The following is a 14,147-nucleotide window of genomic DNA, read 5'->3' as shown; positions in this document are numbered from 1 at the left end:
CGCCACGGTTAATTAATCGATTTCGGTAATAATCGTATCAGCGATGTTGATGAGTTCTGGGTCTGGAATGGTGGTGCCTGGAAGGCTCACTGCAGCGGTGCCGTAGGCTACGCCACGTGCCAAAGATGTGGGCAAATCTTCGCCATTATTGCGGCCCATAATGAACCCAGCCAAGGTGCAGTCACCTGCGCCGACGGTGGACACTACCTGTGGTGCAGGGGCCACAGCGTGCCAAGAAGAATCTTCTGTGACGATCAGGGCCCCGGCGGCGCCCAGAGTAACGAGGATCATTTCCGCGCCAGCGGTAATCAGGTTGCGTGCGGCGGTCACTGCCAGCAAGAAGTCGCCTTCGAGCGCTTTCTGCTCTAGCAGGTGAGGATCAATGTGTGCCAACTGGCCAAGCTCAGTGCTATTAGGCTTCAGAAGAGTTGGTCTGACATCCTTGCTGAGCTGATCACCCAAAGCGATGAGAGCCTTGTCTGAGGTGTCAACCGCAATGTTTACGTCCTTATTGGACGCGCGGATAAGCGATACTAGATGGCCGTACCACGTTGGTTCCACTCCGGGCGGCAAGGAACCTGCGAGAACAACCCATGAGCAGTCTTGCGACAAAGCCACCAAAATTTGTTCAATCTTGCGTTGATTTTCCGGAAGGAGGGCAGACCCCGAGCCATTGAATTTGGTGGTAGTACCGTCTGGCTCTGTAATCGAAGTATTTACACGAGTTGAACCAGATACCGAATATGTTTGGTAGGGAATACCAGTCTCATTCATCAGTTGGTGGATGATGTCGGTGGGGTTCGCTGGGAAAAAGGCCAGATTATCCACGTTGGCCAAAGTACAGGCATGGGAGACATTGATTCCCTTGCCACCCGCCACGATGGTGGTTAGCTGCAGACGGTGAACTTCACCACGAGTGAGTTCTCCGGAAAGTTGGAGCGTTGAGTCAATGCTCGGATTCGCAGTAAAAGTTAGAATCATGGGATCACCAAGCTCGTTGTGGAATTCTTCATCGCATCCCTAAATGATTGTGGCGCAAAGCGGTCCGTTACAACAACGTTTACGGATTCCAGTTCAGCAAACCGCACGATAGAGTCCACGCCAATTTTTGCAGAATCGCACAGCGCTACAGATTTAAGCGAACTCTGAATCATTTTGGCTTTGATGTCCGCCTCTTTGGGATCAGAAGTAGTGAATCCACCATGAACGCTCAACCCTGATGTTCCAATAAACGCCACATCGGCGCGAAGCTGGTCCATCTCATGCACGGCTTGGTCGCCTACAATCGCCTGGGTGCGAGCTTTGACAACACCGCCGATGACATTCACGTTTGGAACTCCGGCTGTAGCTAAGGTGACTGCAACGTTGGGGGAAGTCGTGACAATGGACCAGTTCTGTCCCAAGAAACTGTTTGCTAGCACATGGGAAAAGGCCTCTGTGGTCGATCCGGCGTCAATGAAAATCGAAGATTCTGGACTGGGGATCTCCGCGAGAGCGGCCTGAGCGATTGATTGCTTTCTGCGTTGTGACTGATGGACGGGTAGTCCGTCATCCTCGTAGGCTAGGCGCTCCGGGTGTGCAAAGGACTGCAGAGAAACTGCTCCGCCATGGACACGTTGAACGAGTCCTCTGGCCTCTAGCGCCCGTAAATCACGCCTGATGGTCTCGGGAGTTACGTCAAACTGTGTTGACAGATCGCTGACGCTGCAGCGTCCGTAGCTGTGAGTGAGGGTGGCAATGGCGACTTGGCGATCGCTTACTTCAGCGAATGTTGCCACCACGGCCTCCTAATTCAGTGATTGAGTCAGGTTCACCCCAACGTAAAAAGTCGGGTGAGACTCAGCAATTGGTAAAAATTAAACAAAAACAACTGAATACCCAATTTATGTTGTTTTCTTTTTGATCGCAACATCATTTGTTGGATTTATCCGATGTTTCAGGCAAAACCAAAAACACGCAAAAACCAATCGCTTCTCAAATGCAGGGGTGGTTGGGATAGAAGGATTACCTAGTCTGCTATCACAACTTCAACGCCGGCGTCGCGCAGTGCTGAAACAAAAGAGTCTGGGGCGTTGGAATCCGTGATCACCGCATCTATATCGGTGATGGCGCCAAAGCTGACCAAGTAATCCGTCCCCATTTTGGTCGAGTCGCACAGGACTACCACCTTGCGAGCATTGGAAATCATCGCTGATTTGATAGCGGCTTCCTGCGAATCCGCGGTGGATAGGCCGTGGTCTAGAGTCAGAGCGTTGGTGCCAATAAAGGCTACGTCCGCTCGCATCAGGGCCAGCGTACGCAGTGCGGTATCACCCACAACTGCTTGCGTAATCGCACGTACACTACCGCCAAGCAGCTGAATTTCATCTAAACCGGAATTAGCCAAGGCAAGAGCGATCGACAGTGAATTTGTCACAATAGACCATTGCTTTGCATTGGGCTGCAAAGTAAGGAGATCTGCTAGCGCGGCTGTAGTGGTGCCGGCATCAAGGAACATGCCGCCGCCTGGTTTGGGAAGGAACTTGCATGCTGCTTGGGCGATGGAGTTCTTGGCTCCGGACGCTGATCTTGCGCGGGCGTCGAGGGTAAACTCTGCGGTCTGAAAGGTTTGGTTTGCTACTGCGCCACCGTGCACGCGGTGAACAACTCCCTCGCGATCAAGTACCGCTAAATCGCGGCGGATGGTTTCCGCAGTCACATCGAAACGTTCCGCAAGCTCAGTGACGTTTACGCGTCCCTCGACAGCCGTGAGGGAGGCAATTTGCCTGCGGCGTTCCTCTGAATACATGACTTCGAAACCATCCTTTTTATCTACGTGGGTAACGTGCGCCATGGCTTGATAACGGAAAACAACACTGGGTGGGTGGGGGATGTCCGAATCAGGGCAGAGGGCGTACGGTTAATGTCTCTTATTGTGTCACGTGTGGGTGAGGTTTGTCTGTTTTGACAACGTGGTTTCGGTAGTGATCGGGCATCCTTGGGTTCTAGAAAGGCGTAAAACCACAGGAAAAACTTCCGCAAAGCATTTGTATTCGGCTAAAAACCAACACAAATGTGAGATTGTCCCCGATAACCCATCTTGCCCCTATAAGGGGTGAGGAAACGCGGAGTCGGCCAGGATTCGTACGAATCCTGGCCGACTAGAGTTTGTTGGGCGTCAGAGCTTACGCATTACTGAGACCACCTTGCCCATGATCTCGGCGTGGGTACCGTCGATGGGGTCGAAGGAATCATTATGTGGCAGCAGCCATACACCGGAGTTGTCGCGGTGGAACTCCTTAACGGTGGCTTCTCCGTCAATCATTGCCGCGGCGAACTCGCCCTGCTCTACTACTGGCTGGGATCGAACTACTACCCAGTCACCGTTCAGAATTCCGGCGTCACGCATTGACTCTCCAACTACCTGGAGCATAAAAAGCTCTCCATCGCCAACGATGTCGGCTGGTAGAGGGAGATAAGTATCAATGTTTTCCTCGGCAAGAATTGGCGATCCGGCGGCAATGGAGCCAACGACAGGAATAAAGTTAGCGGAGGAAGAAATCTCTGCAATTTCCGGTGCAGGTGATACTGTGTCCGGAGTTTTTACCGTCTTCTTTCCTGGTTTTTGTTTTTCCTCTGGAAGGGTGCGAACATCCACGGCCCGTGGCTTGTTGGGGTCGCGGCGCAAGTAGCCCTTCTTTTCAAGTTCCTTTAGTTGGTAGGCGACGGAAGACGTGGATTGCAGGCCTGCTGCATCTCCGATCTCGCGAATGCTGGGCGGATAACCGCGAAGCACAACCGCATCACGAATTACTTCTAGGATTCTGCGCTGCCGTTCGGTTAGTCGGGCGTTGGGTTTGCTGGTCTTCTTTTCTTTGGCTGCCATGGGTAGACGTTCCTTTTACTGCGTCACAGATTTTTTCCTGTGCTGCTATGGGCTTTTTAATGAACGATGGGAAGGTGGGATCTTCTGACGGCGAAACTGGAGCTACTGCTTCACCGGCGCGCTAATGTTGCGCACTGTAGGTGTTCGAACCGCCTTCTTAAGTTATTGGTTCTACCTTAGCGTAATTTGTTCGAAAACGGGACAAGCGTTCGAAAAAATTTTGAAACTCTTGACAATGTTCGAAAACTGTTCGATAATTCGAACAGTTGAACGAAATTCGAACACTTAGGCGATTGAAACTGATAGTGATGGTGCCATCAGTAAGTACTGTGGCTGCAGGTTGGCAGTAGAACTGCAACGCCTAAAACTGAGAGGATAAAATGACTATCGTATCTCCTATTAACCCTAATGCTTCTTACTCTTCCCGCGGGCGCAATCACGCAATGGTCGTTCCTAGTGCTTCCACGTGGGATGGTGGCCTTCCGTTAGAGAACTCCCATACACTTCCACATCCACGCACGTTGCGTAGGAGCGAAGCGCGTGTGGTGGAAGATACGGGAGGTAATGAAATTCGGAAGGATGCTAGGGCATCCGTTATCCTCGGCGCTTTATTTGGTCTAACGCTTACTTTTGGAGTGGCTATGGGAGCCCAGGATGAATCTTTTGAGCAGCCGCCAGTGAATTCCTTTTCTGCCGGTGTTTCTTCTGTTGGGCAGTAAGCTCTAACACACGTGAGGCCGTTTTCTCTGGAATAAATAGGCCTTACGGGCACTGTTAGTATGTGCTTAGTTGTAGTTCATACCGGCGCCACAAGGAGCACTCTTTCATGCACTGTCCGTTCTGTCACCATGGTCATTCCAAGGTTATTGACTCTCGCATTGTTGAGGCTGGCTCCGCCATTAGACGTAGACGCGAATGCGATGAATGTTCGGGCCGTTTTACTACGCTAGAGAAAGCACAGCTACTGGTAATCAAGCGCAACGGTATATCTGAGCCATTCTCTCGTGAGAAAGTTATCGTGGGTGTGCGTCGCGCTTGTCAGGGCCGTGATGTGCCGGAAGACGCGCTTAAACGCCTAGCCCAAGACGTAGAGGAGACGGTGCGCCAGAAGGGGAGCTCACAGATCAACGCCAATGACATTGGTTTGGCAATTCTGGATCCCCTGCGGGAGCTGGACGAGGTCGCGTATCTGCGCTTTGCGTCTGTTTACAAATCTTTTGAAAGCGCGGATGACTTCGAATCTGAGATTCGTCTGATGAGACGCCGAGAGCGCCAAGAGAGTTAGGCTTTAACAAAAATCTCTAGGCTTTGAGGGCGCTGATAGCTTTAGATATCTTGCGCTCAGATACGGACTGTGCAGTGCCCAGACGCTGTGCAAACAGGCTCACGCGGAGCTCTTGAATGAGCCACTGGATGTCCTTTACCGCGCGAGCGTTGGCACGCTTGTTGGGTAGGGAGTTGATTTTGTCACGCAGTTGCCGCTCCAAATTATTCACGGTCATTTGGCGCTGTTCGTCCTTGGCAGGCTCACGACCCATGTCCTCCAGCCTTATCTTCATGGCCTGAATATAGCGAGGTAGATGCTTAAGGCGCGCCGACCCGTGAATGGAAACAGCGTGTTTTGGTAGAAGAAAGTCCAGTTGGCGTTTCATATCATCAATGGCTGGGCCATCCCAGTCTTTGAGCTCATTGCGTATGTCCACGTACGAAACCAAGCCTGGAGCCAGAGCTACAACCGTTTGACGAACTCGCCCAGGAACTAGAGGGCGAATGGTGCTGACTAGTTTCTGAAATCCTTCTGGGCTGCGGGTAGGCCCTCCATGTTCGATCATGAGATCACGGATTGCGGCTACGCGCGCATCATCTACCAGGCCCTGCGAACCGCGGTGAGGGTAGTTTTCCACGCCCACTCGTTGCTTAATGGGCAGTCCGTTGAGCATTTTTTGGGTGTTAACGGTGATCTCGCGCATGAGCAGCGTGAGAGTGGCCTGCATCATCGATGCGTCTGCTTCCGCCTTGGTTGGCATTGCTTTGACAGCCACACCATCCTTGGTAGCTACGAGTGCCGGGTAGGTGGTGATACTTTGTCCATCAACCTTGGTTACTACCTTGTCCTTGATCTCCCCTAGGGTATCCGGTGTCCATTCCTTTGCAGTCTCATGTTCTACTGCACGCGATACCTTTGATACGGACGACTTAATCTGACCGGCGCGTCGGTGCTTAAGCTTTTCCAAGTCGCGGTCGGCATCCACAACGTTGCCACGTTTATCAATGGCGGCGAAGCGTACGCGTAAGTGATCAGGCAGCTCGGCCTCGTTGAAGTCTTCTGCGTTGATGCCTTTGCCACCAATCTTTCGCAGGTTATCTGCAATCTGGTGCAGAAGTGGCCCCTCCGAAGGATCGAGGAGTGGCAACACGCGTTCAGCATAGTTTGGAGCAGGAACTACCGTGCGTCGCAGTGCCTTAGGAAGGGTTCGGATGAGCTCAGTGACTAGCTCCAAACGAACACCCGGAACCAACCACTCAAAGCCGTCTGTATCCAGGCCAGCAAGTAGAGGGATAGGGACATTGACGGTCACGCCGTCGTCAGCTGTTCCCGGCTCAAAGCGGTAGGTAAGCTCCAACTCCACGGAACCCTTTTTCCATGTGTCTGGGAACTGCTCCTCAGTGACCTGCCCTGCCTCGTCGCTGAGCAATTTATCAGGATCAAAGTCGAGCAGGTGTGGATGCTTCTGTTTCGTGCGGTTCCACCATCGGTCGAAATTGTTGCCGGTAGTGATGTTGTTTGGCAGCTTGGAGTCATAGAAGTTGAAGAGCGTTTCTTCATCTACTAGGAGGTCGCGACGACGCGCCTTGGCCTCAACTTCTGAAGCCTCGGCGAGCTTTTGTTGGTTGAGTTTGTAGAACTTGTGGTGGGTAGTCCACTCACCCTCTATCAGTGCGTGGCGAATGAACATCTCACGGGCTGCAACTGGATCTACCTTGTGGAACGGGACTACACGGTCCGCCACAACCGGCACTCCCAGCAGCGTAGAACGCTGGTAGACCATGGCGCCCACGCGTTTGGTGGACCAGTGGGGTTCGGAGTATTGGTGTCTGAGTAGGTCACCTGCCAGCCTCTCCACCCACCGTGGATCAATGGCGGCAACGTCGCGTGCCCACAGCCTGGAAGTCTCTACGAGCTCCGCGGCCATCACGAATTGTGGCGGCTTCTTTGCCAGAAAGCTACCAGGGAAAATCATGAAGTGAGTGTTGCGTGCACCTATAAACTCCTTGGAGTTGCCATCACGTAGTCCAATTTGAGAGAGCAAGCCAGAAAGCAGCGCTTGGTGCATCGCGTCCGCGTCAGGTTCAGTGACGTTGTCTTTTGGATCTGTCCAACCTAGCTGATCGCCAATGTTTTTGAGTTGGCGAACCAAGTCCCACCATTCGCGTATGCGCATATAGTGCAAGTATTCGCGCTGTACTAATTTCTTAAAAGCGTTGCCGGACAGTTCGTTGCGCTGGGTTTTGAGATAATCCCACAGCTTGATGTAGCTCAGGAAATCACTCGTCGTGTCTTTGAAGCGTGCGTGCAGCTGATCCGCATGGGCTTGGTGTTCAAGGGGGCGCTCGCGCACGTCCTGAATGGTCAGAGCAGCAACGACGACGTAAATCGCGCCCAGGACTCCTAGTCGCTCACCCTCCACAAGCATCCGCGCCATGCGCGGATCCACTGGGATCCGTGCGATTGTGCGACCTGTTTCCGTGAGCTTCGGGGTGCCGTCGGCAAGCGTCTCATTATCCAGCGCCCCGAGCTCATGGAGAAGCAGTACGCCGTCTCGGATGGCTCGGGTATCTGGCTTCTGGATGAATGGGAAATCCTCAATATCGCCGAGGCGTAGGCTAGCCATTTGGAGGATGACGCTGGCTAGATTGGTGCGCAGGATCTCAGGATCCGTGAATTCAGGGCGGGAGAGGAAGTTTTCCTCGGAGTACAGGCGGATGGCAATGCCGTCGGCTACGCGCCCACAGCGGCCAGAACGTTGGTTTGCGCTTGCCTGAGAGATTTCCTCGATGGGCAGGCGTTGTACCTTTGTTCGGTTGGAATAACGCGAGATACGTGCGGTGCCGGTATCTACAACGTAGTGGATACTGGGGACCGTCAGCGAAGTCTCCGCAATGTTGGTGGACAAAACAATTCGGCGGCCGGAGTGTGGCGTGAATACGCGATGCTGTTCTTGGTTGGAAAGTCGACCGTAGAGTGGGGTGACTTCCACGCCTTTCCACTTTTGCCCCTCAATGGCTTCACGGGCTTCGCGGATGTCGGCTTCACCAGCAAAGAAGCACAGGATGTCGCCGTCGCCTTCGTTCATCAGCTCCTTAAGAGCGGCAATGAGTCCGTCAATAGGGTCTATATCCTTGAGTTTCTCACCGTTTTCGGCCACTAGCGGGCGGTAGCGGACTTCCACTGGGTAGGTGCGACCGGAGACCTCGATAATAGGCGCAGGGGTGCCGTCTTTATCTGCAAAGTGCTCAGCAAAGCGTTCCGGATCAATGGTCGCGGAGGTAATGATCACCTTGAGATCTGGGCGCTTAGGAAGCAGTTGTTTGAGGTAACCCAGGAGGAAGTCAATGTTAAGGCTTCGCTCGTGTGCTTCGTCGATGATAATCGTGTCGTAGGCGTTGAGGTAGCGATCGCGTTGCATCTCGGCGAGCAGGATGCCATCGGTCATCAGTTTCACCGCAGTGGTATCAGACACCTGATCATCGAAGCGGATGGCGTAGCCAACGGACTCGCCGATGTCCTGGCCCAACTCGGAAGCAATGCGTTCCGCAACGGTGCGCGCAGCAAGACGACGCGGTTGCGTGTGGCCAATGCGGCCGGTGATGCCGCGGCCTAGCTCTAAGCAAATCTTGGGCAACTGAGTGGTCTTACCGGAGCCGGTTTCACCGGCCACGATGACCACCTGGTTGTTGGCAATGGCCTCTTTAATGTCGTCTTTTCGGTGGGAGACAGGTAACTGTTCGGGGTAAGTGATGTGAGGTAACGCTGCCTTGCGCTTGACTAGAGAAGCGATTGATTTCTCAATGTCCTTATTAATCTGCGCCAGCGCGTTCGAGGACTTAGCCTTGCTCAAGCGCTTGCGAAACCACCGTACGTCGCTGCCGGCCACGCTACCTAGCTTGGCGTACAGCTCCTTCTTTGTTGGCCCTTCACCAGCATTCTTATGGCGCTGGTGGTGGCGTGGCTGAGAAGGACGAGTTTTAGCAGTATTGGCTGAGGAGTCAGTCGCAGGTTGTTTAGTCATAATCAGCGATTAAGTCTAGTGAGTTTTTTAGGTAACAGCGAACGGCGGTGAACCGTAGCCAGATTATATTCATGGAGAGTAATATGTGCTTATCCTCGTGAGGCTGCGGCGAATGGACGGAAGTGAGCTTATCCAGATGCTCGTGACTGTGGTTCGCTGTAGGCTCGGAGGTGAGCTGGCAAGCGGCTCACTAGCCATCGTTAAAGCAGGAGAACTACTACAGTGACTAACCCATACGATCCAAGTAACGGCGATTCAAGGGATGACAACTTTAATCCCTACCCGCCATCCCAACACCCTGAAGATCGGCCGGATTTTGGCACGAACCCGTACGGTGATCGGGGGAGCTCCCTGCCGCAGTACGGCGATTATTCATCACCATCCACCGATTCAGCTTCGCCACACTCATCATTTAATGCCTACGGGGTAGACAGTCATGGCTTGCACCCAACGGCCGGATGGCCAATGTATCAAGGCGAGCCAACAGGAGTGCCCATCGGCGCAGCAATTACCTACGGCTTCAAAGAAACTTTTAAAAATGGCCTGTTTTGGATCCTCGGAACGTTTATATATTTTGTCGTCACCGTCGTTCTTTCCGCTGTGGAGGGGCAGCTTTCTCAAACCAGTGGTGCAGGAGCTTTGATTGCCCTTATCTCCGCAGCATTCTCCCTGGCTATTGGCATCTGTGCTTACAGGCTGGCGTTTAACGCGCTAGATGGTGAAAAGCTCAGTATTGGTGGCACAGTTAAGGGGTACAGCTTCCCCCGAGCACTCCTAGTAGCAATTCTTGCTGGCTTGCTCAGTTTCGCTGCTATGCTGCCTGGCCTTATCCTACTCATCGGTTCAGCGTCAGATCTCCTGTTAGCTACCGATACTCTTGCGGCAGATGCTAACTCGGATGCCGTCCTATCCCAAGTAAGCTGGGGTGGATTCTTCGGCGGAATGGCCTTGATGCTTCTTGGAAGTACCTTGATCTCTCCATTTATCTCAGCTATCCAGCTGTTTGCGATTGACCGCGACGCGAGTGTAGCGCAGAGCTTCTCGCAGGGCTTCAAAGTTGTCGGTGCACACTATCTGCCGTTGCTGGGGTTCTATATCGTGGCAACAGTGATCTGTATGATCGGTATTCTTTTCACGCTGGGCATTGGCTTGCTCATCATGCTGCCATTCCTCATTAATGCAACGTGTTACGTATTCCGCTCCATTACTGGTGGTGTGCGACCAGTCGCACATTAGTGCTTGGGCTGGATAAATGGCTCCGCAGTCTAATTGATCTGCGGAGCCATACTTGTTCGCTAACTACGCGTCGTTGCGCACCAGCTTGTGAAAGGACGCCCCAACGAGGGTTCCAAGCTTTTGATATTCGTCCGCGCGTGAACTGGAGCCTCGAAAGACCATGCCTACCTGCCGGGCGGCTGTAACGCCGCGACCGAAGGTGGCGACCGAAATCCCTGGTCGGTTCGTTTCAATAGCGAGTGCGGACTCGGGCACCAGCGCGGCACCCATTCCAGCGCTTACGAGCTGAATCACGGTAGTAAGCGACGCGGCCCGAGTCTCGCCCATCGGTGAGTTCTCAGGGTTTACCTCAACTTGGCGGCACAGGTTCACAACTTGATCGTGCAGGCAGTGCCCGTCATCTAACAGGAGCAAATCAACGTCGCGCAGGTGAATAAGCTGCAAGTCCGTGCGCTGCGCGAAGGCGTGGTCATCAGGAACTACCATGACGAAATTTTCTGAGTAAAGAGGAAGCTCAATGAGGCCTGGAGTCTCAGATGGCAATGCCATCACAGCACAATCCAGTTGGCCATCGCGCAGGGACTGAATAAGGTACTTAGTCTGGTCTTCAACTATGCGAAGCTCTAATTCCGGATAGTCATCTTTCACCATGGAAATGAGGCCAGGCAGGATGTAGGGAGCGATCGTCGGGATTACACCCAGGGTTAGTGGGCCTGCTAGTGTGCCGGATGCGCCCTGAGCATGTGCCATAAACGCGTCTGCTGCCTCAAGTGTTGCTTTTGCATAGGGGAGCAGTGACTCACCGGCAGCCGTCACAATCACGCGGCGAGTAGAGCGCTCAATTAACTGGACGTCCAAGCCAGCTTCGAGTGCAACGAGTGCCTGTGAGAGGGAAGGCTGGGAGATGTTCAGCTTCGCTGCTGCGGTGCCGAAGTGCTTGTTCTCGGCGATAGTAACGAAGGTCCGCAGCTGCGCCAGCGTTGGTCGGTACTCCTTATTGCTCATAGCTTATTACTATAGTTGCTCACTGAGTGAACATTATTATCGTCGCTGAGCTGTGACGATAGGGGAAACCTTTAGTTTAGTTATTACCTTTCACGGGTAAGCGAAAACGGCAGCTCACACACAGTGAGCTGCCGTTGCACGCTACTAACCCCAATAGTGGGGATACACGCAATCTCTACGTTCTTAACTCTGACTGAACTCTAGTCGAGAGAACCTGACATCCCCGGCTTCATCTGAAGCATCCAAGTCAATAACACCATCAAACGCGAAAGCATTGTCGCCTTCCGGATCCGCCAAGATCTGGCGAACTGCCCACAGGCGCTTATTTCCATTGACCTCTTTAATAATGCGGAAATATTCAGGGCCACGCGCCGAAGGAGATGTATCGATGTCGTTGTATTCGTCAAAGTAATCATCCATGGCTGCGCCCCAATCGGGACGATCTTCCAAGTACTCGAAGGCTAGATCTAGCTCATCTTCTTTCTCAAGGCCAAACAATTGAACAATGCGGAACAGACTGTTACGTACCATGACTTGGAAGGCGCGCATGTTAGCTGTGAGTGCGTTGGGATCTTCCACACCAAAGGCCAGCTCGCGGGCGAGAGTTTCTTTGTCAATAGGCTGATCAGGATCTGCCATCTGTGCCCATTCATCCACTAGGGACGAATCAACTTGACGGACCAACTCACCCAGCCATGTAATGATGTCCTCGAGTTCTTCGGTACGGTAATCCTCTGGGACCGTATGGGTAAGTGTTCTCCAGGCATCTGTGAGGTAGCGCAGTACCACGCCCTCGGCGCGAGCCAAGCCGTATGTGGCAATGAGATCACTAAAAGTCATGCCATTTTCCAGCATGTCGCGTACCACTGACTTGGGGCTCAGGTGAAACTCCTTAGCCCATGGGTGACCTGTTGCGTATACCTGATACGCGTTCTCCAGCAGATCGTGGAGTGGCATCGGCCAGGTGATGTCTTCCACGATGTTCATGCGTTCGGTGTAGTCAACACCATCCGCTTTGAGAGCAGCGATTTCTTCACCACGTGCGGCCTTCTGCTGCGCAATCAGCAAAGGACGAGGATCATCCAAGATGGATTCGAAAATGCTGATGACGTCCAGAGTGAAAGAATCAGATTGCTTATCCAGAAGTTCCAGAGCTGCCAGTGCAAATGGCGCTAGGGGCTGGTTTAACGCAAAGTCCCGCGACAGTTCCTGTGTGAGGCTGTAACGTCGGCCAGCTTCATCAGGCTGGTCCAGCCGCACGATAATTCCGGCGTTGACCAGACCGCGAAAGAGCTCCAATGCCTTGAGAATGTCTGCGTTTTGCTTGTCCCTTGAGTCATGGTTGTCTCGCAGCAATTTCTTCATGTGGTCGTAGCCATCGCCCGGTCGGGCAATCACGTTGAGCAACATGGAATTTGATACTCGGAACTGGCTGGTAAGTGGCTCGGATTCTGCGTTGATCAGGCGCTCGTAGGTCTTCTCAGTCCACGTTACCTCTCCGTCGCGGGCAGACTTCTTGCGGATCTTTTTAAGCTTTTTAGGGTCACTGCCGGCCCGCTCGCGGGCACGCCAGTTTTCGATCTCGTGCTCCGTGGCTTGGATGATAACGTGCCCCACGGAGTCGTAGCCAGCTCGGCCTGCTCGACCCGCGATCTGGTGGAATTCACGGGAGGCGAGGATGCGCTGCTTGGTGCCGTCGAATTTTGCGAGACCGGTAAACAGCACGGTGCGGATAGGCACATTAATGCCCACACCTAGGGTGTCTGTTCCGCAGATGACCTTGAGGAGGCCAGTCTGGGAAAGCTTCTCTACCAACCTCCTGTACTTAGGCAGCATTCCAGCGTGGTGGACGCCGATTCCGCGGCGGAGCAGCTTGGAAAGGGTTTTGCCAAAGGTGGTGGTGAACTTGAAGTCGCCGATTTCATCAGCGATCTTCTGTTTATCCTCATCGCTTATGATTTTGATGCTCGTGAGCGCGGAGGCACGCTCGACTGCTTCACGTTGGGTGAAGTGCACCACGTACACAGGTGCTTTGTTTGTTTTCAGCAGTTCCTCAATGGTTTCGTGCACGGGGGTGTACACAAAGGTGAAATCTAGGGGCACGGGGCGCTTTGCGTCGCTGCCAACTAAGGACGTAGTGCGTCCCGTACGGTGTGTGAGGTCTTCCTCTAGTTTTTCAGTGTGCCCCAACGTTGCAGACATAAGGAGGAACTGCGCTGTGGGTAGTTCAAGCAGTGGAACCTGCCATGCCCAGCCGCGGTCTGGCTCAGAGTAGTAGTGGAACTCATCCATTACTACCTGGTCAATGTCGGCTCGTGCACCGTCGCGAAGTGCGATGTTGGCCACGATCTCAGCGGTGGCGCAAATAATAGGTGCAGACCCGTTGACGGTGGCGTCACCGGTCATCATGCCCACATTTTCTGGCCCAAAGATATCGCACAGCGCGAAGAACTTTTCGCTCACCAACGCTTTGATCGGGGCGGTGTAGAAGCTGCGCTGGCCTCGGGCCATAGCCATGAAGTGTGCCGCGATAGCTACCATGGACTTTCCGGAGCCCGTAGGAGTGGCCAAAATGACGTTATCACCGGCCAAGATCCCTAACGCTGCTTCTTCTTGGGCAGGGTAGAGGGTGATGTTCTTCTCCCTGGTCCAAGCTAGGAACGAATCAAAAATGGACTCGTCTACTAAGGACTCGGGTACTTCTTCTAAATCAGGCAGCATCTGGGAAAGATTCACACTGTACTACCCTA

Annotated in this window: 10 protein-coding genes; 3 read left to right on the top strand and 7 right to left on the bottom strand. The window is 53.3% G+C overall.

Translation table 11 applies throughout. The annotated features are described in order from the left end of the window. Positions 1–12 precede the first annotated feature (12 nt). The 4 genes from ACXM2N_RS07020 to lexA all read right to left on the bottom strand — a co-directional run bounded on the left by ACXM2N_RS07020 (position 13) and on the right by lexA (position 3,865). Entirely contained in the window at positions 13–981 is a 969-nt protein-coding gene (locus tag ACXM2N_RS07020) for a 1-phosphofructokinase family hexose kinase (RefSeq protein WP_458487240.1), read from the bottom strand. After that, the gene (locus ACXM2N_RS07015) at positions 978–1,778 is read right to left on the bottom strand and encodes a DeoR/GlpR family DNA-binding transcription regulator (RefSeq protein ID WP_458487238.1); all 801 of its coding nucleotides are present in this window, start codon (positions 1,776–1,778) and stop codon (positions 978–980) included. Before ACXM2N_RS07015 ends, ACXM2N_RS07020 begins: the two co-directional genes overlap by 4 nt. 230 nt (positions 1,779–2,008) lie before the next feature. Then, complete coding sequence (locus ACXM2N_RS07010) at positions 2,009–2,788, bottom strand: DeoR/GlpR family DNA-binding transcription regulator (protein WP_458491060.1); 780 nt, start codon at positions 2,786–2,788, stop codon at positions 2,009–2,011. Positions 2,789–3,157: 369 nt separating this feature from the next. Further along, a complete protein-coding gene (gene lexA, locus ACXM2N_RS07005) occupies positions 3,158–3,865 on the bottom strand; it encodes a transcriptional repressor LexA (RefSeq protein WP_458487236.1) in 708 nt (235 codons plus the stop codon). Positions 3,866–4,245: 380 nt separating this feature from the next. Here lexA and ACXM2N_RS07000 point away from each other — a divergent pair, with 380 nt between their 5' ends. Beyond that, complete coding sequence (locus ACXM2N_RS07000) at positions 4,246–4,584, top strand: hypothetical protein (RefSeq protein ID WP_458487234.1); 339 nt, start codon at positions 4,246–4,248, stop codon at positions 4,582–4,584. A 107-nt stretch (positions 4,585–4,691) separates the two neighbouring features. Further along, on the top strand, positions 4,692–5,150 hold the full coding sequence (nrdR, locus tag ACXM2N_RS06995; protein ID WP_458487232.1) for a transcriptional regulator NrdR: 459 nt from the start codon (positions 4,692–4,694) through the stop codon (positions 5,148–5,150). A 16-nt stretch (positions 5,151–5,166) separates the two neighbouring features. Here the strand turns inward: nrdR and hrpA are convergent, their stop codons facing one another. Continuing rightward, entirely contained in the window at positions 5,167–9,156 is a 3,990-nt protein-coding gene (gene hrpA / locus ACXM2N_RS06990) for an ATP-dependent RNA helicase HrpA (RefSeq protein ID WP_458487230.1), read from the bottom strand. Between the two features lie 222 nt (positions 9,157–9,378). On the opposite strand from hrpA, the gene ACXM2N_RS06985 reads away from it, so the two are divergent. After that, the gene (locus tag ACXM2N_RS06985) at positions 9,379–10,392 is read left to right on the top strand and encodes a hypothetical protein (RefSeq protein ID WP_458487228.1); all 1,014 of its coding nucleotides are present in this window, start codon (positions 9,379–9,381) and stop codon (positions 10,390–10,392) included. A 63-nt stretch (positions 10,393–10,455) separates the two neighbouring features. Here ACXM2N_RS06985 and ACXM2N_RS06980 read toward each other — a convergent pair whose 3' ends face one another. Next, positions 10,456–11,397 carry a LysR substrate-binding domain-containing protein gene (locus ACXM2N_RS06980; RefSeq protein WP_458487226.1) on the bottom strand — a complete coding sequence of 314 codons (942 nt, stop codon included), beginning with the start codon at positions 11,395–11,397 and terminating at the stop codon, positions 10,456–10,458. A gap of 183 nt (positions 11,398–11,580) precedes the next feature. Further along, the gene (locus ACXM2N_RS06975) at positions 11,581–14,133 is read right to left on the bottom strand and encodes a DEAD/DEAH box helicase (RefSeq protein ID WP_458487224.1); all 2,553 of its coding nucleotides are present in this window, start codon (positions 14,131–14,133) and stop codon (positions 11,581–11,583) included. Between the last annotated feature and the right edge of the window lie 14 nt (positions 14,134–14,147).

It is taken from the genome of Corynebacterium sp. ZY180755, assembly GCF_054331495.1.
The sequence above is the reverse complement of the archived record's forward strand: the minus strand, read 5'-3'. Positions and strand labels throughout refer to the sequence as shown.

What these genes read in the sequence shown, in the direction of transcription:
- hrpA (WP_458487230.1), bottom strand. Translation starts at nt 9,156, where the DNA reads ATGACTAAACAACCTGCGACTGACTCCTCAGCCAATACTGCTAAAACT.
- lexA (WP_458487236.1), bottom strand. Translation starts at nt 3,865, where the DNA reads ATGGCAGCCAAAGAAAAGAAGACCAGCAAACCCAACGCCCGACTAACC.
- ACXM2N_RS07010 (WP_458491060.1), bottom strand. Translation starts at nt 2,788, where the DNA reads ATGTATTCAGAGGAACGCCGCAGGCAAATTGCCTCCCTCACGGCTGTC.
- nrdR (WP_458487232.1), top strand. Translation starts at nt 4,692, where the DNA reads ATGCACTGTCCGTTCTGTCACCATGGTCATTCCAAGGTTATTGACTCT.
- ACXM2N_RS06980 (WP_458487226.1), bottom strand. Translation starts at nt 11,397, where the DNA reads ATGAGCAATAAGGAGTACCGACCAACGCTGGCGCAGCTGCGGACCTTC.
- ACXM2N_RS07000 (WP_458487234.1), top strand. Translation starts at nt 4,246, where the DNA reads ATGACTATCGTATCTCCTATTAACCCTAATGCTTCTTACTCTTCCCGC.
- ACXM2N_RS07020 (WP_458487240.1), bottom strand. Translation starts at nt 981, where the DNA reads ATGATTCTAACTTTTACTGCGAATCCGAGCATTGACTCAACGCTCCAA.